18 protein-coding genes are annotated in these 20530 nt (G+C 62.2%); 8 read left to right on the forward strand and 10 right to left on the reverse strand.

Annotated elements, in window-relative coordinates:
- Positions 1–19: 19 nt before the first annotated feature.
- Positions 20–1015 carry a hypothetical protein gene (locus I6E74_RS00610; RefSeq protein WP_197122015.1) on the reverse strand — a complete coding sequence of 332 codons (996 nt, stop codon included), beginning with the start codon at positions 1013–1015 and terminating at the stop codon, positions 20–22.
- Positions 1016–1272: 257 nt separating this feature from the next.
- Here I6E74_RS00610 and I6E74_RS00615 point away from each other — a divergent pair, with 257 nt between their 5' ends.
- On the forward strand, positions 1273–1584 hold the full coding sequence (locus tag I6E74_RS00615) for a hypothetical protein (RefSeq protein ID WP_197178340.1): 312 nt from the start codon (positions 1273–1275) through the stop codon (positions 1582–1584).
- A 1-nt stretch (position 1585) separates the two neighbouring features.
- Here the strand turns inward: I6E74_RS00615 and I6E74_RS00620 are convergent, their stop codons facing one another.
- Genes I6E74_RS00620 through I6E74_RS00630 form a run of 3 tightly spaced genes read right to left on the reverse strand, consistent with a single transcriptional unit; the run spans position 1586 to position 4152 of the window.
- On the reverse strand, positions 1586–2362 hold the full coding sequence (locus tag I6E74_RS00620; RefSeq protein ID WP_197122021.1) for a metal ABC transporter ATP-binding protein: 777 nt from the start codon (positions 2360–2362) through the stop codon (positions 1586–1588).
- Positions 2359–3228 (reverse strand): metal ABC transporter permease, encoded by an 870-nt coding sequence (locus I6E74_RS00625; RefSeq protein WP_197122024.1) that lies wholly within the window; start codon positions 3226–3228, stop codon positions 2359–2361. The genes I6E74_RS00620 and I6E74_RS00625 overlap by 4 nt, the downstream gene beginning before the upstream one ends.
- Before the next feature lie 3 nt (positions 3229–3231).
- Entirely contained in the window at positions 3232–4152 is a 921-nt protein-coding gene (locus I6E74_RS00630) for a metal ABC transporter substrate-binding protein (RefSeq protein ID WP_307784341.1), read from the reverse strand.
- A gap of 158 nt (positions 4153–4310) precedes the next feature.
- Here I6E74_RS00630 and I6E74_RS00635 point away from each other — a divergent pair, with 158 nt between their 5' ends.
- Positions 4311–5285 (forward strand): 1-phosphofructokinase family hexose kinase, encoded by a 975-nt coding sequence (locus tag I6E74_RS00635; protein WP_197122027.1) that lies wholly within the window; start codon positions 4311–4313, stop codon positions 5283–5285.
- Between the two features lie 23 nt (positions 5286–5308).
- The gene (locus I6E74_RS00640; RefSeq protein ID WP_197122029.1) at positions 5309–6196 is read left to right on the forward strand and encodes a fructose bisphosphate aldolase; all 888 of its coding nucleotides are present in this window, start codon (positions 5309–5311) and stop codon (positions 6194–6196) included.
- Here the strand turns inward: I6E74_RS00640 and ppsA are convergent.
- Positions 6193–8589, reverse strand: a complete 2397-nt coding sequence (gene ppsA, locus I6E74_RS00645) for a phosphoenolpyruvate synthase (protein WP_197122032.1) — start codon at positions 8587–8589, stop codon at positions 6193–6195. The genes I6E74_RS00640 and ppsA overlap by 4 nt on opposite strands.
- Positions 8590–8742: 153 nt before the next feature.
- Between ppsA and I6E74_RS00650 the strand changes: the two genes are divergently transcribed.
- Positions 8743–9138 (forward strand): GntR family transcriptional regulator, encoded by a 396-nt coding sequence (locus tag I6E74_RS00650; RefSeq protein ID WP_197122035.1) that lies wholly within the window; start codon positions 8743–8745, stop codon positions 9136–9138.
- 46 nt (positions 9139–9184) lie between these two features.
- Here I6E74_RS00650 and I6E74_RS00655 read toward each other — a convergent pair whose 3' ends face one another.
- Both I6E74_RS00655 and I6E74_RS00660 read right to left on the reverse strand, forming a co-directional pair.
- On the reverse strand, positions 9185–9805 hold the full coding sequence (locus tag I6E74_RS00655) for a response regulator transcription factor (RefSeq protein WP_197122038.1): 621 nt from the start codon (positions 9803–9805) through the stop codon (positions 9185–9187).
- On the reverse strand, positions 9802–11016 hold the full coding sequence (locus I6E74_RS00660; RefSeq protein WP_197122041.1) for a sensor histidine kinase: 1215 nt from the start codon (positions 11014–11016) through the stop codon (positions 9802–9804). Before I6E74_RS00660 ends, I6E74_RS00655 begins: the two co-directional genes overlap by 4 nt.
- A gap of 163 nt (positions 11017–11179) precedes the next feature.
- Here I6E74_RS00660 and I6E74_RS00665 point away from each other — a divergent pair, with 163 nt between their 5' ends.
- From I6E74_RS00665 to I6E74_RS00675, 3 genes are read left to right on the forward strand one after another with little or no spacing between them, the layout of a single operon-like run.
- Positions 11180–12253: an ABC transporter permease gene (locus I6E74_RS00665; protein WP_197122044.1), complete on the forward strand. Its 1074-nt coding sequence runs from the start codon at positions 11180–11182 to the stop codon at positions 12251–12253.
- Positions 12250–12957: an ABC transporter ATP-binding protein gene (locus I6E74_RS00670; protein ID WP_197122047.1), complete on the forward strand. Its 708-nt coding sequence runs from the start codon at positions 12250–12252 to the stop codon at positions 12955–12957. The genes I6E74_RS00665 and I6E74_RS00670 overlap by 4 nt, the downstream gene beginning before the upstream one ends.
- A 48-nt stretch (positions 12958–13005) precedes the next feature.
- On the forward strand, positions 13006–14031 hold the full coding sequence (locus tag I6E74_RS00675; protein WP_231601082.1) for a zinc-binding alcohol dehydrogenase family protein: 1026 nt from the start codon (positions 13006–13008) through the stop codon (positions 14029–14031).
- A gap of 30 nt (positions 14032–14061) precedes the next feature.
- Here the strand turns inward: I6E74_RS00675 and I6E74_RS00680 are convergent, their stop codons facing one another.
- Both I6E74_RS00680 and I6E74_RS00685 read right to left on the reverse strand, forming a co-directional pair.
- Complete coding sequence (locus I6E74_RS00680; RefSeq protein ID WP_197122053.1) at positions 14062–14874, reverse strand: aldo/keto reductase; 813 nt, start codon at positions 14872–14874, stop codon at positions 14062–14064.
- Positions 14875–14950: 76 nt separating this feature from the next.
- On the reverse strand, positions 14951–18421 hold the full coding sequence (locus I6E74_RS00685; RefSeq protein ID WP_197122056.1) for a bifunctional proline dehydrogenase/L-glutamate gamma-semialdehyde dehydrogenase: 3471 nt from the start codon (positions 18419–18421) through the stop codon (positions 14951–14953).
- A 127-nt stretch (positions 18422–18548) separates the two neighbouring features.
- Here I6E74_RS00685 and I6E74_RS00690 point away from each other — a divergent pair, with 127 nt between their 5' ends.
- On the forward strand, positions 18549–19442 hold the full coding sequence (locus I6E74_RS00690) for a LysR family transcriptional regulator (protein WP_197122059.1): 894 nt from the start codon (positions 18549–18551) through the stop codon (positions 19440–19442).
- A 28-nt stretch (positions 19443–19470) separates the two neighbouring features.
- On the opposite strand, the gene I6E74_RS00695 is transcribed toward I6E74_RS00690, so the two are convergent.
- Complete coding sequence (locus tag I6E74_RS00695) at positions 19471–20463, reverse strand: LacI family DNA-binding transcriptional regulator (protein ID WP_197122061.1); 993 nt, start codon at positions 20461–20463, stop codon at positions 19471–19473.
- Between the last annotated feature and the right edge of the window lie 67 nt (positions 20464–20530).

The following is a 20530-nucleotide window of genomic DNA, read 5'->3' on the forward strand; positions in this document are numbered from 1 at the left end:
TTGCTTGTGCAGAGCGCGGTTAACCGAGCTGCCGCCACCGTCCTGTCTGTTCGTCTCGCATCCACGTCGCATCAGAACCCGCATGCGTCACGACATCGGTGAACCAGTAGGTTTCGTCGGGGTTCCACCCGGCAATGACACTCGCGAAGTCGTCGTCGAGCGGGATAGCGACTCCTGCGGCAGAAAGATAGGCGGCGAGAGTAAGGTGCATCGCGTCGAAATCGTTGGCGACCCGCGACCAGTCAGGCATCATCCATTTGCCGCTGCGGCCGGTGGCGCGGTACCAATCGTGGCGCCGGGTAGCGGTGATCTCGAGCGGGTACCTCCGGCAGAGTTCGGCCCACGACTCTGCGGCAACGATTTCGAACACGCGCGGAGTGCCTTCGTCGGTCAGCAAGCGAGTATCCGCCGGTTCTTCGTCAGAGCGATCTTCGACCAGCCAAAGACCGACCGGGCCCAGCCCTGGCAGCGCCCGCGTTGTCGCGGTGAGCCCGAACGGTGGCCGCGACCACCAACCACCCGAATCATTAGCGGTGGGGCCTGTGGGGCGATCTCGAAAACCCACCACCCACTGTTGCGGCTCCATGGGGGCACTCCACCACTCGATCGTCGGCGACGTCACGATGTGCTCCGCGACGCGCATCAATGAGCCGTCGAGACGGGTGTCCGCTAGAAGTTGGTCTGTGCCATCGGGCTCCTGCCAATAGCGTGCGCTGTCCACAGAAGCAGCGCAGGCTTCGAGGGCATCGGCAATACCGATCGAGGTCAGCGGGATCCTGTCGAGGGCATCGGCAATGTCCTCGACGCTTGGCTCGGGAAGCGGATCAGGGAGGCCCCAGCCGAAGATAGCTCCCCCTTGCCCTCGTGCCTTCTCCAGATGATGGGCGGCATAGACAAGAACGTATCCGAGCGATGCCGCTGCCGGGATTACCCCCTCCGGATCGTGCTCGGCCACAGCAAGGCAGAGACGGCGACCGCGCGGTCCCGACAGAAGCGTGCGAGCATCCAAAGGCATGACGTCAGCCTAAATCTCGAAGCCCGCAGAATGAAGATTTACTCGAGAACGAAATTCAAGGATTGACGGCGGGGTGTGGAGCCAAAGCTGTCGTCGACAACATGAGCGCGCGTGCCCGTCGCTGCGCGCCAACGTGAGCCTCACCGCTCAGCAGTTGTTCGGCAATGCGCCAGTGCCAACGAGGCCGCTGCGGAACGCGTGTGAAACACGGAGCATTACCCCTTACGCTCGTCGAGACCCGTGGCTACGCTGAGGTTATGAGCGAACATGAGCACACTAAAGACGAGGGCGAAGAATCTGGTCTGGACGGCTACGTCAGATTCATCGATTGGCTGAACCACAAACTGTTTCCCGTTCTGGGCATACCAGATGTGGGCCCCTACGACGCCGTGGTCTCGAAGGTTGCGGACGCCGTGTGTCCCGTGTGTGGGCGGCCAATGTCAGAACATTACATCGACCACTCGACGCCGGAGACGCTTCTCGACTGCCCTGTTGAACACCTGCCGGAGCCCGTCGATAACTCGCCTCTGAACGAACTCGGAATGGATGTCCCTTCCACCGAGAGTTGATTCATTTCGGGTGATCGGTGGTCCGATGAGGGTCATCGATAAACCCGTGGGTCGTCTCATGCAGAGCACCGAGCCCATAAGCGACCTCTAGGTTGTGACGCGTCAGCACCTTTTCCGGCGGGCCGGAAGCAACAACACGACCACTGACTAATAGCACGTGGTCGGCAGCGCGAGCTTCGTCCAAGTCATGGGTGGTGAGCACTACGGTCTGGCTGTTGTCTCGTTCGGCATGGATGATGCGATCAATCGTGCGGGCAGAGACCAGATCGAGTCCGGTGAGGGGCTCATCCAACAGCAGTAGGTCGTGGTCTTGAGCGATGCCCTGCGCCATATAAACCCGTTGCCGTTGGCCACCAGAAAGCTCGCCGAGGTGCCGGCGCTGAAGGTCGTTCACGTCGAGTTCGTTGATGGCCCAGTCGACTTTGGCTCGATCGGCGGGGGTGGATCGGCGCCACAGCCCGAGATTCGAATAACGGGCCATGGCCACGGTTTCTCGCACGGTGATGGGCGTTCCGGTGGGCATCGCGACCGTTTGCAGCACGTAGCTCACTCGCCGACGGGCCGCGAGAGGCGTATCGCCGAGCACCTCGATGTCACCCTGCTTGGGTTTGATCAATCCGGCGAGCGCGTGCAGCACCGTGCTCTTGCCCGACCCGTTGGGGCCGATGACAGCGGTGACCTTGCCCGCCGGAATCTCGAACGAGGATGCCGCCAGAGCGGTGTAGGAACCGTAAGCGAGCACAAGATCGCTCGCGCGCGCAGCGCAGGTTTCGCTCATCGTGCTACCTCCTCTGCAGTTGTGGCCGCACGGACACTGCGGTGGAATCGGCGGCGCAGCACTGTGATGGTGAGGGTGAGGAAGAAGAACACGACGGGCACGATCGCCATGGTGGCGGATCCGGCGGTTCCGAGGTGGTAGCTCAGGAGCAGTCCGAGCCACACGGAGACGACAGAAATTACTGCCGCGAACCCCATCATCATTGGAACGGTGCGGGCGATGAGCGCTGCTGTGGCCGGTGGTCCGACGAGCAGCCCCAAGACCAGCAGTGTGCCCACGGATTGGTAGCTTCCGATCACCGCAGCTGCGATGAGCGCCAAGAGGAGGGAGTGGGTGCGCCCGGGGTTCATCCCCAGGCTTTCGGCCTTGTTGCGATCGAACGAGAGGGCGAGCAAAGGCCGGTAAAGCACGACCGACAACGCGACAACCACGACGGCGAGAATCGCTTGAGCGATCAGGTCGCTCCACGCCACGCCCAAGGCATCGCCGAACAGGATGCTCGTGAGAGTGCCCGAGTAGGCATCGCTCTTAGAAATGATGACAACACCGAGCCCGAGCATCCCGACGAAGAGCAACCCGATTCCGGTGTCTTCTTGCAGCGCGGTCTGGCGGTGCACGAGTTCGATTCCCGCGACCATCACGACGGCGGCAATGACGGCTCCAAGAACGGGGCTGAAGTCGAACACCACGGCCGCTGCGATTCCGGGAACAATGCCGTGAACGAAAGCGTCACCAAAGAAGCTCATTCCGCGAAGCACAAGCCACGTTCCGACAACGGACGACATGAGGCCCGCGATGATCCCGCCCAGCAGGGCACGCTGCTGGAAACCTAGCGCAAAGGGATCGATAAACCAGTCGAGGGTCATCACTCAGCCCAGTGCATCCGCGATCAGCTGAGCATTGGTAGTCATCATGTCGGGATACGTTTCGGCACCAGAACCTGCTGAGCCAACACTGCCGACGTAGAGTGCCACCACGTCGATCGAGGTGCCGGCTTCCGCCGCGATAGTGTCGACGAGAACGCTGGAAAGGGCAACGTTGGAGAAGATCGCTGGCACGTTTTTCTCTTGGATCACTTCGACCAAGTCAGCCAGTTCTTGCGAGGACGCTTCCGCTAGCGTCGAACCGCCGGGAACGATAACGCCAGCGATCTCAAAGTCATAAGCGTCCGCGAAATAGCCGAACGCTTCATGGTCGGTCACGAGCACTCGCTGCTCCGAAGGAATCACCGAAAGGATGTCGCGCACCTGCTGATCGGTCGCCTCAAGAGCGTCATGCACATCACTGCCGCAATCAGCGTAGGTGTCGTCGCCGGTCACTTCGGCAAGCTTGTCGCCCACCAGAGTCGCCACCGTCGCCATTCGGGAAACGTCATTCCAGAAGTGTGGGTCCAGCGAACCGGCGGTATCCGAGTCTGAGCTGCTCTGCTCCCCGAAGGGCAGCGGGTCGATGAGGGGCGCGACTTCCATCACTTCAGCCCCTTCGCCCGCGGCGCTGGCGATGGCATCCGTTAGTCCGCCTTCGAGGTCGAGGCCATTCACCACCACCAGTTGAGCCGTCGCCATGTGTGCAACTTGCTCAGACGACGCGGAGAAGTCATGGGGGTCAACGCCGACCGGCATCAGAGTTTCTGTTGTTCCGCCGGCACACTCGGTGATATCTCCCACCACGCTGCCCAAGATAGTGGTGGTCGCGACGACGACAGGGTCGCCGCCGTCGGAAGCGGCAGTGGTGCATCCCGCGAGAGCAAGGCAGGTCACCACCGCAATGCTGGAAGCTACCGTGGCCACGCGCACAATCCCCGCCTCTGTTCGAATGAGCGAAACAGTGCAGCTCCGGGATGATCTCGGCCGGAGCCTTCACCACCATCAAGTCTACTCGCGGATGTTTCCTCACTGCCTGTTATCCGCCTCCCCACCGACAGTGACGACGACCTAAAGTGGAGACCATGTCATCCGTTACTCCCCCGCTGTCACCCCGCGCGCGTCCCATCGTGACTCTGACGATCAACCCTGCGCTCGACATCAGCACGTCGACCCCGCGGGTGGTCAAGGATCACAAGGTGCGCTGCGGCCCGAGCCGCATCGACCCTGGCGGAGGCGGCGTGAATGTGGCGCGCACCATCCACAAACTCGGCGGGGACGCCCTTGCCATCTACGCGGCCGGTGGCCTCACGGGAGCCACCTACCAACAATTGCTCGAGACAGAAGGCGTTCCCAGCCTCGCCGTGCCCATTGCCGGCACAACTCGGGAGAGCTTCACCGTTGACGAAAACGATTCGGGCCAACAGTTTCGGTTCGTGCTGCAGGGCCCAAAGTTTTGCGAAGCCGAGTGGCAACGCTGCCTTGCAACGCTAGAAGCAGCGATCATTCCCGGTGGCTATGTTGTGGCCAGCGGCAGTCTGCCGCCCGGAGTACCGACAGATTTCTATGCGCAAGTGGCACGATTGGCGCACCAGAAGGGTGCACGCTCGATCATCGACACCTCTGGCGAAGCGCTCACCGATGCCCTCGCCGAAGGTGTCTACCTGGTGAAGCCGAGCCTCCGCGAACTCAGCGAACTCGTGGGCCGAGAGCTCACCACCGAACAGAGTCAAGTGGATGCCGCCGCCGAGCTTGTCGCTCGCGGCTCCGCCCAACTCGTTGCTTTGACTCTTGGCGAGGCCGGCGCCGTGCTCGCCTCCGCCTCCGGCGTCATCCGGCTGCCAGTGCCCAAGGTGCAGGTGCAGAGTGCTGTCGGTGCTGGTGATGCATTTCTGGGAGCGTTTGTGTGGCGACTGTCACAGGGGCAAGATCCTGAACGTGCATTCCGTTCTGCTGTCGCTGCGGGCAGCGCAACGGCAGCGACTCCGGCGACCGAGATGTGTGCCCTTAAGGAAGTAGAAGCTCTCGAACTAGTGCTTCCGGAGGCCACACGCTACTAGGCGAAACGAAGAGGAGCATAACCATGAATGAATTGCAGTTCACCAAGATCAAGGACGCGGACGGCTTCATTGCGGCTCTCGATCAGAGCGGTGGCAGCACGCCCAAAGCTCTGAAGCTCTATGGCATTCAGGATGACTCGTACTCTGACGACGAGGAGATGTTCGATCTCGTCCATGCGATGCGCACACGCATCGTCACCAACGCCAGCTTCAACGGTGACCGCATCCTGGGCGCGATTTTGTTCGAGCAGACAATGGACCGTCAGATCGAGGGCCACCTCAGCGCCGATTACTTGTGGAACGTCAAGAACATCGTTCCCTTTCTCAAAGTAGATAAGGGCCTCCAGCGCGAGGTCGACGGAGCTCAGTTGATGAACCCGCTGCCCGGACTCGACGCGGTGCTGGCCCGCGCTCTCGATAACGGCATCTTCGGCACCAAAATGCGATCGCTGATCCTGCTTGGTAACGCGGCAGGCGTGCAGGCAATCGTTGACCAACAATTCGAGATCAGCCGTCAGATTCTGGCGGCCGGTCTTGTGCCCATCATTGAGCCTGAGATCGACATCCATTCGCCAAGCAAGCATGAAGCCGAGCGGATGCTCAAGGCCTCGCTCCTCGAACAGCTCGACTCCCTCGGCGCAGACCAGTACGTCATGCTCAAGCTGACGCTTCCCGAAGTCGATGACTTTTACGCAAACCTCGTGGCCCACCCGAACGTGCTGCGAGTGCTCGCGCTCTCGGGCGGCTACAGCCGCGCAGAGGCCAACGCTCGCCTCTCCCGTCAGCACGGCGTAGTGGCGAGCTTTTCGCGGGCACTCACGGAGGGGCTCACTATTCAGCAGAGCGACGACGAGTTCGCCGCAACTCTGGAGGAGTCGATCAAGAGCATCTTCGGGGCATCCGCCACCTAGCGGTCGCGCGCCTCGACGGCAGCCTCAGCGTCAGCAATATGGGGAACAGTCTTCATGAAGCTGTCGGGGTTGAGCGAAATGGAGTCGATTCCCTCGTTGACGAGGAACGCCGCAAAGTCGGGGTAGTTGCTGGGGCCCTGCCCGCAAATCCCGATTTTGATTCCGGCGGCGTGCGCTTTCTGGATGGCTTGGCTGATCATGGACGTGACCGCCTCATCCCGCTCGTCAAAAAGCGCTGCCAACTCTTCTGAGTCTCGATCAACACCGAGCACCAATTGCGTCAAGTCGTTAGAGCCGATCGAGAAACCATCGAACCGGGTCGCGAACTTTTCGGCCAAAATCACGTTGGCGGGAATCTCGCACATCATGTAAATCTGAAGCCCATTTTCGCCGCGCACCAAGCCGTTCTCTGCCATCACGGCCAGAACGCGGTCTGCCTCGGCCACGGTGCGACAGAACGGCACCATGATGATGATGTTGGCGAATCCAATCTGCTCGCGCACGCGCTTGAGCGCGCGACATTCAAGGTCAAAGCCTTCGCGATAGCGCGGGCTGTAATAGCGCGACGCTCCCCGGAAGCCGAGCATCGGGTTCTCTTCAGAGTGTTCGAAAACACTGCCACCAATGAGGTGCGCGTACTCATTCGTTTTGAAGTCGCTGAGCCTCACGATCACTGGCAGCGGATGATACGGCGTAGCAAGTTTGGCAATCCCTAACGCCAGGGTCTCCACAAAGAACTCCGTGGGGTCGTCAAAGCCGCGCGTGAGCTCCTCGATCTGTTGACGCTCACTCTGATCAGTGACCAGTTCGGGATGCACCAGGGCCATCGGATGAATCGTGATCAGATTATTGATGATGAATTCCATCCGGGCTAGACCAACCCCAGCTGCGGGCAACCGCCACCACTGGAAGGCTGCCGCTGGGCTCGCAATATTCACCATCACTGCTGTGCGTGTTGCCGACAGCGTCGCGGGGTCAAGCTCCTCGGTCTCAAAGGTGAGGGTGCCGTCGTAGATGTGGCCTTGGTCGCCTTCCGCACAGGACAGGGTGATTTCTTGGCCCTCTTTCAGCACCTCGGTAGCGGTGCCGGTTCCTACGACAGCGGGGATACCGAGTTCACGGCTGACGATCGCCGCATGGCTTGTCGGACCACCATGATCAGTGACGATTCCCGAAGCCCGGGTCATGATCGGGACCCAGTCCGGGTCGGTCATTTCAGTGACCAGAATGGCCCCGTCACGAAAGTTCTCGATGTCGGCGGGGTCCCGGATCACACACGCCGAACCGGTGGCAATTGCATCGCCGATGGCGGCGCCAGAGATGAGAAGCGGGCCATCCTGAGTGAGATGGTGGGTGGTGAATCGCGTACCCGTCTTGCGGGCCTGCACGGTCTCGGGGCGCGCTTGCACGATGAATAACTCGCCCGTCACGCCATCCTTGGCCCATTCCATATCCATCGGGCGGCCATAGTGCGCCTCGACGACCACTGCCCACCGCGCTAACTGCAGAATTTCGGCATCAACAAGCACGAACGACTGCTGTTGCCGCTCCGAGGTATCGACCATGCGCGTGCGCGCGCTGCCGCCCTTGCTGTAAATCATCTTGCGCGACTTGGCGCCCAGGGTTTTTTCGACAATCGGCGAACACCCCGGCGTCTCCAACAGGGGTTTGAACACGAGGTACTTGTCGGGGTTTACCGTTCCCTGAACAACAGTTTCGCCGAGTCCCCACGCGGCGCTAATTACCGCGACACGGGGAAAACCGCTCTCCGTGTCGATAGAGAACATCACCCCGGAGCCGCCAACATCCGACCGCACCATGCGCTGCACGCCAATCGACAGCGCCGCATCCAGATGATCAAATTCTTTGACCTCGCGATAGCTGATCGCGCGGTCGGTGAACAACGAGGCGTAGCAACGGCGGCAGGCATCCAGAAGCTCTCGCTCACCCCGCACATTCAGGAAGGTCTCTTGCTGACCGGCGAAACTGGCATCGGGAAGGTCTTCGGCCGTGGCGCTGCTGCGTACTGCAACCGCGGGGTTTGTCTCGCCCGAACGGGCGGCAAGCTGGCGATAGGAAGCGCGGATCTCTTCCGCAATGCCCTCAGGAAACTCGCTGCTGAGGAACAACTCGCGCAGTGCTTCCCCCGTTTCGCGCAAGCTCGCACTCCCGGCATGAAAGCGATCAAGCTGCGCCCGTGCGGCTGTTGCAATCCCGTTCACATCAACGAACGATCGATAGGCATCAGCGGTAGTCGCGAACCCTGGCGGCACCCGCACGCCCTCGCTCTCAAGAGTGCGAACCATTTCGCCCAGCGACGCATTCTTTCCCCCCACAATCGGAACATCTCCGATGCCAAGGTCTTCGAACCACATCACATGCTGCTTGCCCATATCGTGCCTCCCACGTTTTTCACGGAGTTACCACTGCCTATGGTGTGAACTCTACGACTATTGCCGCATCCTCTCTAGGGGCGCCCACAAGAGACTCAGCCAATGCTGTGAAGAGCTTCCGATGCCGCCAAATCCTGTGTGAGAGAATCAACCATGGCTGAATCGTGGCGTCGCACACCGACCGAAAGTCCTGTCACTTTCGAGATCGATACGGCAGCATCCACTCCGCCGTTTGAGCAGATCAAAGCTCAAGCCATCGCTCAGATCACGAGCGGTGAGCTTCTCGCCGGCACCAAGCTAGCCACCGTGCGACAGCTGGCCACCGACCTCGGCATCGCCCCCAATACCGTGGCGCGGGCCTACCGCGAACTCGAGGCTGACGGTTTTCTGCACTCGCGCGGCCGCAATGGCACTGTCGTCAAGGCTCAGCCTGGCGATGCCGCAGCGCTTCTCCAACTTGAGGCCCGGGCCTACGCCAACCGCGCAGCAGAGCTCGGCATCAGCACGGACGAAGCACAGCGTTTCGTCGCGATCGCCCTCAAGGGTTAGCCGACCAGAACAACAGCAGCGGGCCGAACGAGCGCTGCAGCCTGAACTACCGCAGCACTCCCAGTTCGCGCGCCTTCGACACTGCAGCGGTACGCGACGACACATTCAGCTTCGAAAAAATGTGCACTAGGTGAGACTTCACCGTCGTTTGCGAGACAAAGATTTCTCCCGCGATCGCCGCGTTCGACATCCCGGCCGCGACCCGCTCCAGCACCTCGATTTCGCGCTTGCTCAGACTCACTTGCGGAGCCCGCATCCGGTCCAGCAACCGGCCAGCGATCACGGGAGCCAAAGCGCTCTCGCCCGCAGCCGCAGCACGAACGGCCGCAATCAACTCATGCGGTGGGGCGTCCTTCAACAGATAGCCACTGGCACCGGCTTCTACGGCACCCAGGATGTCGCCATCGGTGTCGTAGTTGGTGAGAACCAACACGTACGGGGCCGCATCGAGCGCGCGGATCCGGCGCGTGACCTCCGCCCCCGACTCCAGCTCCCCGAACTGCAGGTCCATCAAAATCACGCTCGGGTTCGCCGACTGCACGAGCGCAAAAGCTTCATCCGGCGTGGCCGCTTCCCCCACGACGGTGAGGTCAGTTTCGTGTTCGAGCAAGGCACGCAAACCAGCGCGGACGACCGGATGATCGTCGGCAATCGCCACCCGGATCATGCCGTCTCCCCCGCCGATGGGCTCAGCATCAGATCAACCGTCACCGTGGTGCCAGCGCCGGGGCTCGACTCCACCGTCAACGTTCCACCCAGCTGTTCGACACGTTCGCGGGTTGCCGTTAGTCCGAAGGAATCAGTGAACCCTCGAGCCGATGCTGCCTCCGCACGTTCGGGATCGAACCCTCGACCGTTGTCAGCAATCATGAGCCGCACATCCGAATCATTGCGCTCGATGGAGATCGTGGCCTGCGTTGCCTCCGAGTGCTGCACGACGTTCGCCATCGCCCCCTGAGCGATGCGCAATAGCGCGGTCTGTACGGGCATCGGCAGGTCAAGAGCATCCGCCACCCGCACCCGGATCTCACGCTCGGGGGTCTGCCACTGGGTTTCAGCGAGACGACGCAAAGCCGCGCCCATCCCCTGCGCCACGAGTGCCGCCGGGGCAAGCTCGCGAATGAAGTTACGAGTGTCGGCGAGATTGGCGGCCGCTGTCTCACGGGCAAGGCGCACGTGTTCGAGGCCCGCAGCATCCGGGTCAGCACGTTCAGCAGCATGCAGCAGCATCTGGATGCTCGACAACCCCTGCGCGACGGTGTCATGAATCTCGCGGGCGAGTCTCGCTCGCTCTGCCAGCACCCCGGATTCGCGTTCGGTCTGAGCCAGCTGATCCCGCGTCTCGAGGAGTTGCTTCACCAACAGTTCGCGGTCTGCAGCCTCAGCCGCGAGTGATTTGTAGCCAAGACCAATCACGATCGCAACGCCCGCTCCGACGAGTGGCCCCACCACGCCACCCACAGTCCATTCGCTGTGAAGACCGAGAGCGGCGATGGCGAGCAACGTCGATCCCAGCACGGCGAGGGTGCGCCAGCCGCGCGGCAACAGGTGCAGATAAAGAAAGAACAGGGGGAACACCAGGTAGGCGGCATCCGGGCTCAACCACACCAGCACGAGCCATTCTGCCGACAAGACCAGCGCCCACAGGTAGGCCGTCACCGACTGCGCGCTCGCCCCCGAACTCATCGCATGTCTCGCCAAATAACCGCCGAAACCGTAAGTGATGAGCAACAGTGCGGCGAGCGCAATCACCGCCACCATGTTCGGGTTGCCATCGACAAGCGCACGCACCACCACGAGCACAGTCAAAGCGACAAAGAGGATGTGCAAACTGGTGCGCAACCCCACAAAAACGGGGGTCAACGCAGTGTGGCTCATAATTCGACCCTACTGCCGCGCACGAGTGCTTCTATCCATCGAAAGGATGATTGTGCCCTCCGCACTATGCGCCACGAAAGGTACCCTCCCGGCCGATGCCCTACCGCGCCCACACGAGGATGCTGGTTACTGTCGCCATTCGTCGACGCCGAAAGGACTCCCCATGTTTGTTGCCTGGCGCGATCTGCGCTTCGCCCGCGGACGATTCGTGCTCATTGGCACCGTCGTCGCCCTCATCACGTTGCTCGTCGGCTTTCTGAGTGGCCTCACCGGTGGGCTCGCTGCCCAGAACATTTCTGGTGTTCTGTCGTTGCCGGCTGACCAGCTCGTGTTCGCCACCCCGAGCAGCAAGGGAGCGGATGAAGCCAGCTTCTCCGACTCGAACGTCACTGAGAAGCAGGCAAACATCTGGGCTGACGCTGACGGTGTCGAGTCGGCCAACCCCATCGGCGTCTCACAGACCAAGGCTGAGTCCCCCGAATCGAGCACTTCCATCGCCATCTTCGGAGTCGTTGCCGGCTTCGACGAGACGGCCCCCAGCGGCGACGGCAAGGTCGGCCTCTCGGAGGATGCCGCCACCGCCCTCGACGTCTCCACCGGCGACACCATCACGGTTGCCGGCACCGACTACACGGTCGAGAAGGTCAGCGGCAACTGGTGGTACAACCACACGCCCGTCGTTCAGATGACGCTCGAAGACTGGCAGGGTTACTCCGCCACGACCGGAAACCCGGATGCCTACGCCACCGCCATTGCAGTCAACGGCGACGCCGACTGGGATGCCATCAATGCCGACGCTGACACCCTCAGCAACTCGGTTCTCCTGTCGCTGACCGCCGTGAGTTCGTTCCGCTCAGAGATCGGTTCTCTGCTACTGATGGTCGCGATGCTGTTCGGCATCTCCGCCCTCGTGATCGGCGCGTTCTTCACGGTGTGGACGATGCAGCGCAAGGCCGACATCGCCATGTTGAAAGCGCTCGGAGCATCCACCTCGTCACTCATCCGCGACGCCCTCGGTCAGGCCCTCATCGTGCTGCTGATCGGTGTCGGCATCGGTATCGGCATCACGGCTCTCCTTGGGGTACTGATGGGCAGCGCGCTGCCGTTCATCCTGAGCCCCTTCACCACCCTGCTGCCGGGCGTCATCATGATTGTGCTCGGCCTTGCCGGTGCTGCTTTCGCCCTGCGTTCCGTTACTACCGCCGATCCACTCACTGCCCTGGGGAGCACCCGATGATCCACCTCAATAACGTCACTCTCACCTTCCCCGACGGCGAAGGCCGCGTCACGGCCGTCGACCATGTCACGCTCAGTGCGCGCCCCGGCACTGTCACGGGCATCACCGGCCCGAGCGGTTCGGGCAAGTCGAGCCTGCTGGCTGTCGCCGCCACGCTCATCCGCCCCGACTCCGGTCGCGTCATGATCGATGACGTGGATGCCGCCCAGCTGTCGGCCGCCGAAGCCACCGTGCTGCGCCGCGACAGCATCGGTATCGTCTTTCAGCAGTCGAACCTGCTGCCCTCGCTGACGGCACTGGAACAACTCGCCGTCATGAACGAGCTCGGAGCCCCGCACAGCCGTGGCAAGCGTGCCGCGGTTACCGCCCACGCTCGCGAGCTGCTGGATGCCGTTGGCCTGGCCGATCAGGCTCACAAGCGTCCGCATCAGCTTTCGGGCGGTCAGCGTCAGCGCGTCAACATCGCGCGGGCGCTCATGAACGACCCGAAAGTGCTCCTCGTCGATGAACCGACCAGTGCCCTCGACCAGGAGCGCGGCGCGAGCATCATCGAACTCATCCTGCGTCTCACCGACGAACGCAACACCTCAACGCTGCTCGTCACCCACGATCTTGTTCATCTCCCCCGTATGCACGCGGTCATGAACATGGTGGATGGCGCGCTCGAGTCGGTGCGCAGCGAGGTGCCGGTTACCGTCGGGTAACCTCACTCCCTTGCGGGTAACTAGGGGTCATGCAGGAGCATTATGGCCATGACCGACACCATGAACGCCGTAGCGTACTCGCATGCTTTGCCCATCGACGACCCCACGAGCCTGGAAGATGTGACTCTTCCGGTTCCTGCCGTGGGGCCGCACGACCTCCTCGTGAAGGTCGTCGCCGTTTCTGTGAACCCCGCCGACGTGAAGGTTCGCTCCGACATGGATCCGGGTGGGGTCCCGACCGTCCTCGGTTTCGACGCCGCTGGAACCGTCGCGGCCGTGGGCAGCGACGTCACCCTGTATGCCGTCGGCGACGAGGTGTACTACGCGGGAGCGATGGGCCGTTCCGGCTCCAACGCTGAACTTCAGGCCGTTGACGAGCGCATCGTCGGCACCAAGCCGAAGTCGGCCACCTTCGCCGAAGCCGCTGCACTCCCCCTCACCACTCTCACCGCGTGGGAGGGCCTGTTCGACAAGCTCAAGCTCACCGCCGAGAGCACGGGAACCCTGCTCGTCGTCGGCGGCGCTGGCGGCGTGGGCTCGATGATCATCCAGCTTCTCAAGGCACGCACCCCCGGCATCCGCATCATCGCCTCCGCCGGTCGCGAAGCCAGCCAAGAGTGGGTTCGCTCGCTCGGAGCGGATGAGGTAGTCCGTCACGGCGAACACCTCACCGAAGACGTGAAGCGCGTCGCCCCCGAGGGAATCGACTACATCTACAGCACCAACACCGTGGGCCAGATCGAGGCCTTCGTCGAGATCTTGAACCCCTTCGGTGAGATCGTCGCCACCGACAACCCCGGCCTGGTCGACCTCGGCCTGTTCGGCGGCAAGAGCCTCTCGTGGCACTCCGAACTCATGTTCACGCGGTCGGTCTTCACCACGGCCGACATGGTGGTGCAGCACGAGCTTCTCACCACGGTCGGCGAAATGATCGACGCCGGCACCATCCGCAGCACCATGACCTCGGCCTTCAGCCCGCTGAACGCCGAGCAGCTGCGCCTCGCGCACGCCAGCGTCGAGACCGGTCGCACGCTCGGCAAGGTCGTCGTAACGAACGAGCCCCTCGCGAGCTAGCGAGAACCGCCCGCGGTTGCGCCGTGGCGCCTAGTGACCGATCTGGTCGGAGTCAGCACCGGACCCCGGCACGTCGATCGCCGCAATGGCATCGAGGTCGCGCGAGTCGAGTTCGAAGTCGAAGACCGCAATGTTGTCGGCCAGCCTGTCGGGGTTGGCCGACTTCGGGATTGCGACGAGGCCATTCTGCAGGTGCCAGCGCAGCGCGATCTGAGCCGCTGAGCGCTCGTGCTTGGCCGCGATCTCGAGCAACACCGGCTGGTCGAGCACGCCCTTGATGGGGCTCCACGATTCCGTGACGATTCCGCGGGAGTCGTGATACGCCCGGTCGGCGAGGCGAGCGTTGGTCGGCGAGAGGTCAACCTGGTTCACGGCCGGAACGGTAGCGCCCGCATCCGCCAGCACTTCAAGGTGGGCCGGCTTGAAATTTGAGACCCCGATCGAGCGCACAAAGCCATCTGCTTTGAGCTTCTCGAAGGTACGCCACGTGGAGAGGAACTTGTCGAGTTCTGGTCGAGGCCAGTGGATCAGCAGTAGGTCAACATACTCGAGGTCGAGGCGTTCGAGGCTGTCGCGCAGCCCCTCAATCGCGAGGTCGTCGCCTTGAAAGTCACCATCGAGTTTGGTCGTGACGAAGAGTTCGTCGCGATCAATGCCGCTGCGCCGGATGCCCTCGCCGACGCCCGCTTCGTTGCCGTAGCGCACCGCCGTATCGATGTGGCGATACCCGAGTTCGATGGCGGTTGGAACAACAACAGCGACTTCGGCATCGCTGAGCGGCCACGTGCCAAGACCAAGCTGGGGGATGCTGTGGCCGTCGTTGAGAGGAATCGAGGGGATCATCCTCTTAGGCTAAACGACGCTCAGGACAGTGTGCGAGGACTCGCTGTAGCGAATCCCCGCACACCCTGTGAGTTCTTTAGACCTCGAGTGCGGCCATGGCCAGATCAGGGTTTCCGAAGCGGTGTGCTGTAATCGACAGTGACTGCTCTTGCACGAAGATCAGCAGTTCAACGCGACCGGATGTCGTGACCTCTCCCGACCACACAGCGACGTCAGGGTTTCCGCCAACGGCTTCTGCGAGATCGACAGAGGAACCACCGATGAGGCGCACCCGGCTCGTCTTCAACTCGCCCTTAGCCGCACGCTCGTTCCAGCGAGCATCCGACTCGACCCGAACCTGAGCGACCGAGACTCCGGCATTTCCCGACTCGAATGATTCGGTGAGCAGCGACGGCAATGGAATAGCCGAGCTGATGTGAATGGTCGCGCCAATACGAGCAGCACCGGCGATCATGCGCACCAGGCTGCCAAGCGGTTGACCGTCCGACAGGCGAATGGTGACGGGCACCGGGCGATAACGGAAGACGTTGCGTTCGACGCCGAGTCCTGACACGTCGCGGCTAACACCGAACTCTGTCTCCCACGCGCGCTGGTCGCTTTCGGCGGCACGACGAACACGGTCGAACTCGTCGAACTCCATGCCCGACTGTGCCTTCTTGATAACCGAAGAGACCTGGTCGCTGAGACCGCGCACCTGAATGTCGCGAGCGGCGGGCTGCTCTACAGCCTTCCACTGCCCGAGTGTCATCAGGTAGTTGGGTCCGCCAGCCTTGGCGTGACAGCCGACGGCTGAACGCTTCCAACCGCCAAAGGGCTGGCGGCGAACAATGGCGCCGGTGATTCCACGGTTGACGTAGGCGTTTCCGGCCTGAACCTCATCGAGCCAGCGAGCAACCTCGGTGGGATCGAGCGAGTGGATGCCCGCAGTCAGTCCGTAGTCCACGGCGTTCTGCATCTCGATCGCTTCGGTGAGGTTCTTGGCACGCATCACGCCGAGAACGGGACCGAAGTATTCGGTCATGTGGAATTCGCTGCCCGACGCGACCCCGGTGCGAACTCCGGGAGTCCACTGCTTGCCTTCGTCATCAAGCTGACGTGGCTTCACGAGCCAGCTCTCGCCGGGAGCGAGGGTGGTGAGGGCGTTGAGCAACTTGCCCTGAGCAGGCTCAACGATCGGGCCCATCATGGTGAGAGGGTCCTGAGGGAGGCCAACGCGCAGGGTGCGTACCGAGTCAACAAGCTGGCGCTCGAACCGTTCGCTCCTCCCGACCGAACCGACCAAGATCACGAGAGAGGCCGCTGAGCACTTTTGCCCGGCGTGTCCGAAGGCGCTCTTGGTGACGTCGGCGACGGCGAGGTCGAGATCTGCGCTCGGCGTCACGATGATCGCGTTCTTTCCACTGGTCTCCGCGAGAATCGGCAGGTCATTGCGCCAGGAACGGAACATTGCTGCGGTCTCCCACGCACCGGTCAGGATGACGCGGTCAACGGCAGGGTCGGCAATCATGACGCGACCGAGTTCACGATCCTTCAAATCAACAAACGTGAGCACGTCGCGCGGCACTCCGGCTTCCCAGAGAGCTTCGACCATCACTGCGGCGCTGCGCTGCGAGAGCTTCGCGGGCTTGATGATGACGCCGCTGCCGGAGGCGAGAGCCGAAAGGACGCTCCCTGCCGGAATGGCGACCGGGAAGTTCCACGGCGGGGTAACGACGATAAGCCCCGACGGAACAAAGGTGGCGTCTTCGATCTTTTCAAGGTCGAGCGAGCGCTCTGCGTAGTAGTGCGCGAAGTCGATCGCTTCACTTACTTCAACGTCGCCTTCAGCAATGGTCTTGCCTGCTTCGTTGGCCATGACCTCGATGAGGCGGGCACGGGAGTTCTCGATGGCGTCACCGGCACGGTGCAAGATTGCGGCGCGCTCAGCGGCGGGCATCGCACCCCAGCGGCGTCCTGCAGCCGTTGTCGACTCGAGGATGCTCTTCATCTGTTCGGCGGTGCTGACTGCCCCAGCCGTGACGGTGTCGACACCGAGCTGCGACTCTCCACTGCGTGCCAAGATCGCGCGACCCCACGTGCGGTTATCGCCAATGGCGGGATCAGTGTCGGCAACGTTATCGAAGGGACGGTCGCCGATGATCGCAGCAGGTGTGGAGCGGTCCTGAATGCGGTTGGTGGTCTGAGCCGGCACGTCGAGGTTCGCGAGCGAAGCCAAGAAACGGTCTTGCTCGCGCACGAAGATGTGTTCGTTGCTGGAGAGTTCGAACAACCCCGACATGAAGTTCTCGGTGCTGGCGTTCTCTTCGAGGCGACGCACGAGGTAGCTAATGGCCGAGTCGAACTCGGTCGGCTGAACAACGGGCGTGTACAGCAGCAGGCTGCCGACATCCTTTCGGACCGCTTCGGCCTGGCCAGTAGCCATTCCGAGGAGCATTTCGAACTCAATGCCGTGCGTTACGCCTCGCTCTTGAGCGAGGTGCCAGGCGAATGCAATGTCGAAGAGGTTGTGGCCAGCAACACCGATGCGCACGGCATCCACGTGCTCAGGGGTGAATGCCCAGTCGAGCACGCGCTTGTAGTGAGTGTCGGTGTCTTGCTTGGTGCCCCAGGTAGCCATGGGCCAGTGGTGAGTTACCGCGTCAACGTGTTCCATCGCGAGGTTGGCGCCCTTAACAACGCGCACCTTGATGCCGGCACCGCCGCGAGCGCGACGTTCCATCGACCAGCGGGTGAGTTCCTGCAGCGCGGTGAGGGCATCCGGCAGGTACGCCTGAAGCACGATACCCGCTTCAAGTTCGAGTAGTTCTGGCTGGTCGAGAAGCTTCTCGAAGACCGCGATCGTGAGGTCGAGGTCTTTGAACTCTTCCATGTCGAGGTTGATGAACTTCTTCTGCGGCGAGCGCAGCGCAAGCAGGTAGAGCGGGGTGAGGCGGTCGACAACACGGTCGACGGTCTCGTCGAAGGCCCACATGGAAAGTTGGGACACGACCGACGACACCTTGATGGAGACGTAGTCAACGTCATCCCGGTTCAGAAGCGCGCGCGTTCCGGCGAGGCGCTTGTCTGCCTCGTCGTCACCAAGAACGGCTTCGCCGAGCAGGTTGAGGTTGAGGTTGACGCCTTCACGACGCAAGTGCACGAGGGCCTTGTCGAGCTTGGCGGGAGTGGCATCGATGATGAGGTGGCCGACCATGCCGCGGAGAACGCGACGAGCGATCGGGACGATGATCCACGGGAGCAGAGGTGCGAAGCCGCCACCGACCATGATCGCGAAGCGGAGGTACCACGGCAGGAAGGCCGGGATGATGTGCGTGAGGCGCTCGAGGTTGCGGCCGGCGACACGCAAATCTTCGGGACGCACAACGGTGTCAATGAAGCCAAGAGTGAACTCGAGTCCGTTCGGGTCTTTCAGCACACCGGCAAGGCGCGTGGCACTCGCGTCGGTGGGAAACTCTTCACTTTCGGCCAGCCACCGGCGAACGGTGGCTACCGTTTGGTCGGCAATCTGCTGGTGTGAAGCATCGAGGTTGTCGGTAGAAGTTGACATGCTCACGAGAATAGGCCTCCGAACGGGATTGTGGCTGGAACTCTCAGTGTGCGCCCGGGAGTGCCTTTAGCAAAAGCGACGGAAATCGCATGGTTTCAGTTAGAATTAGTTAACGATTGGCGGAGAAATGCTCGATGTTAGACGGCTACGACTTTTGCGAGAACTCAAGCTTCGCGGAACCATTGCCGCGGTGGCGAACGCCCTCAGTTACACGCCGTCTGCAGTCTCCCAACAGCTCGCTCTTCTCGAAGAAGAAGCGCGGGTTCCACTGCTCGTTAAAGCGGGTCGCCGCGTGCAGCTCACCCCCGAAGCCGAGCTCCTCGTCGAGCACACTGTCGCCCTCCTCGAACGCCTCGAACTCATGGAAGCGGAGATCCACTCCTCGCTCACTGAAGTGCGCGGAAAAGTACGTCTCGCCGTATTCCAATCGGCAGCGCTCGGCATCATCCCCCAAGCGCTCAGCATCATTGCCGAAGAACACCCCCAACTGCGCATCGAGATGACCCAGCGCGAACCCGAAAGTGCACTCTTCGAAACCTGGACGCGCGAATTCGACCTCGTGATCGCCGAACAGTATCCCGGCCATGCCGCACCCCGGCATCCCGATCTCGACATGCTCCCCCTCTATGCCGACGAGCTCTCGCTCGCTGTTCCTCACGAGAGTGGAATCATGAGTCTCGCCGACACCACCCAGAGTGCCTGGGTGATGGAACCCCGAGGCACCGCATCCCGCCACTGGGCAGAACAGCAGTGCCGCCGCGCAGGGATAGAGCCCGACGTTCGCTACGAAACCGCCGACCTTCAGGCCCACATCCGTCTCGTTGAATCAGGCCACGCAACCGCAATCTTGCCGGGGCTCGTCTGGGGCAGCCGCACGCCGACCGTCGCCCTGAGGCCCATGCCGGGCCTCCCCCGCCGCACCGTCTTCACCTCAGTGCGCGACTCGAGCGTCAGCCGGCCATCGATTGTGGCGTGCCGAGAAGTGCTTGAGCGGGTCGTGCTCGCGCTCGCGCCGGAGTAGCCGCGACGGCTTCAGTGGCGAAACCTGACTACGCAGAATCGCGGATGACGAGCTCAGTATCGAGGGTCGTCACGGTGTCGACTGGTCGGTTTTCAATCAGGCCGACAATCATTTCGGCCATGCGGCGGCCCATCTCGACGGAGGGTTGGCGCACTGTCGTCAGTGGTGGAGTCGCGGTGCTCCCGTAGTTGTCGTCGTCGAAACCGACCACGGCGATATCGTCGGGCACGGAGAGCCCGGCTTCGCGGATGGCCGAATAGGCGCCGATAGCCATCTGGTCGTTGGCGGCGAAGATGCCGTCGATGGGCTCACCGCGGGCCAGCAGCCGACGCATTGCGTCTGCGCCCGAGGGTGGGGAGAAGTCGCCGACTTCCACGAGGTCGCTCGTGAGGCCGTGCTTTTCAAGAGTGGCGTGAAAGGCAGAAAGGCGGTCTACGCCCGGGGGCATATCTTGCGGGCCAGCGATCGTGGCCAGCTTGGTGCGACCGGAAGCGATCAAATGCTCAACGGCAGTGCAGGCACCAGCAAAGTTGTCGACATCCACGTAGTAGTTATCGCCGCCCACGTCGCTGAGCGGGCGCCCACCGAACACGACAGGCAGGGTGCGGCTGAGCTCAGAGTAGGAGTGGTCGCCCGTGTGGTGCGAGACCACGAGAGCGCCATCGACGTTGCCGCCGAGGAGATAGCGCCGCGTCTTGTGTGATGCGGCCCCTGACTCGATGATCATGTTGAGCGTGTAATCGGTGTCTTCGAGGTAAAGCGCAACGCCCTGCACGACCGCTGCGAAGAAGGGGTCATCGAAGACCTTGGCTGCCGATTCCGGAACCACCATCGCGATGGCTTGCGTCTTGCGGCTCACGAGCGAACGGGCAGCGCGATTGGGCACGTAATTGAGCTCGTCGATGGCGGCCTGAACGACAGTGGCAACATCCGCGCTCACCTTAGGAGAACCGTTCACAACGCGAGACACGGTGGCGCGCGAAACGCCTGCCTGTGCCGCCACCATTTCGAGTGTTGGCATGGCCCCGCTGCGCAGTTTCTCCGCCACGAGCTCGCTCTCTCCTAGAAGGTCCTGCCTAACCCTAACG

The sequence above is a fragment of the Salinibacterium sp. SWN139 genome, assembly GCF_015864625.1.
Lineage (GTDB): Bacteria > Actinomycetota > Actinomycetes > Actinomycetales > Microbacteriaceae > Rhodoglobus.

Coding starts and splice junctions, on each gene's coding strand:
- I6E74_RS00685 (WP_197122056.1), bottom strand. CDS start 18,421: ATGTCAACTTCTACCGACAACCTCGATGCTTCACACCAGCAGATTGCC.
- I6E74_RS00635 (WP_197122027.1), top strand. CDS start 4,311: ATGTCATCCGTTACTCCCCCGCTGTCACCCCGCGCGCGTCCCATCGTG.
- I6E74_RS00660 (WP_197122041.1), bottom strand. CDS start 11,016: ATGAGCCACACTGCGTTGACCCCCGTTTTTGTGGGGTTGCGCACCAGT.
- I6E74_RS00690 (WP_197122059.1), top strand. CDS start 18,549: ATGCTCGATGTTAGACGGCTACGACTTTTGCGAGAACTCAAGCTTCGC.
- I6E74_RS00675 (WP_231601082.1), top strand. CDS start 13,006: ATGACCGACACCATGAACGCCGTAGCGTACTCGCATGCTTTGCCCATC.
- I6E74_RS00620 (WP_197122021.1), bottom strand. CDS start 2,362: ATGAGCGAAACCTGCGCTGCGCGCGCGAGCGATCTTGTGCTCGCTTAC.
- ppsA (WP_197122032.1), bottom strand. CDS start 8,589: ATGGGCAAGCAGCATGTGATGTGGTTCGAAGACCTTGGCATCGGAGAT.
- I6E74_RS00665 (WP_197122044.1), top strand. CDS start 11,180: ATGTTTGTTGCCTGGCGCGATCTGCGCTTCGCCCGCGGACGATTCGTG.
- I6E74_RS00655 (WP_197122038.1), bottom strand. CDS start 9,805: ATGATCCGGGTGGCGATTGCCGACGATCATCCGGTCGTCCGCGCTGGT.
- I6E74_RS00650 (WP_197122035.1), top strand. CDS start 8,743: ATGGCTGAATCGTGGCGTCGCACACCGACCGAAAGTCCTGTCACTTTC.
- I6E74_RS00670 (WP_197122047.1), top strand. CDS start 12,250: ATGATCCACCTCAATAACGTCACTCTCACCTTCCCCGACGGCGAAGGC.
- I6E74_RS00680 (WP_197122053.1), bottom strand. CDS start 14,874: ATGATCCCCTCGATTCCTCTCAACGACGGCCACAGCATCCCCCAGCTT.
- I6E74_RS00625 (WP_197122024.1), bottom strand. CDS start 3,228: ATGACCCTCGACTGGTTTATCGATCCCTTTGCGCTAGGTTTCCAGCAG.
- I6E74_RS00615 (WP_197178340.1), top strand. CDS start 1,273: ATGAGCGAACATGAGCACACTAAAGACGAGGGCGAAGAATCTGGTCTG.
- I6E74_RS00640 (WP_197122029.1), top strand. CDS start 5,309: ATGAATGAATTGCAGTTCACCAAGATCAAGGACGCGGACGGCTTCATT.
- I6E74_RS00695 (WP_197122061.1), bottom strand. CDS start 20,463: ATGCCAACACTCGAAATGGTGGCGGCACAGGCAGGCGTTTCGCGCGCC.
- I6E74_RS00610 (WP_197122015.1), bottom strand. CDS start 1,015: ATGCCTTTGGATGCTCGCACGCTTCTGTCGGGACCGCGCGGTCGCCGT.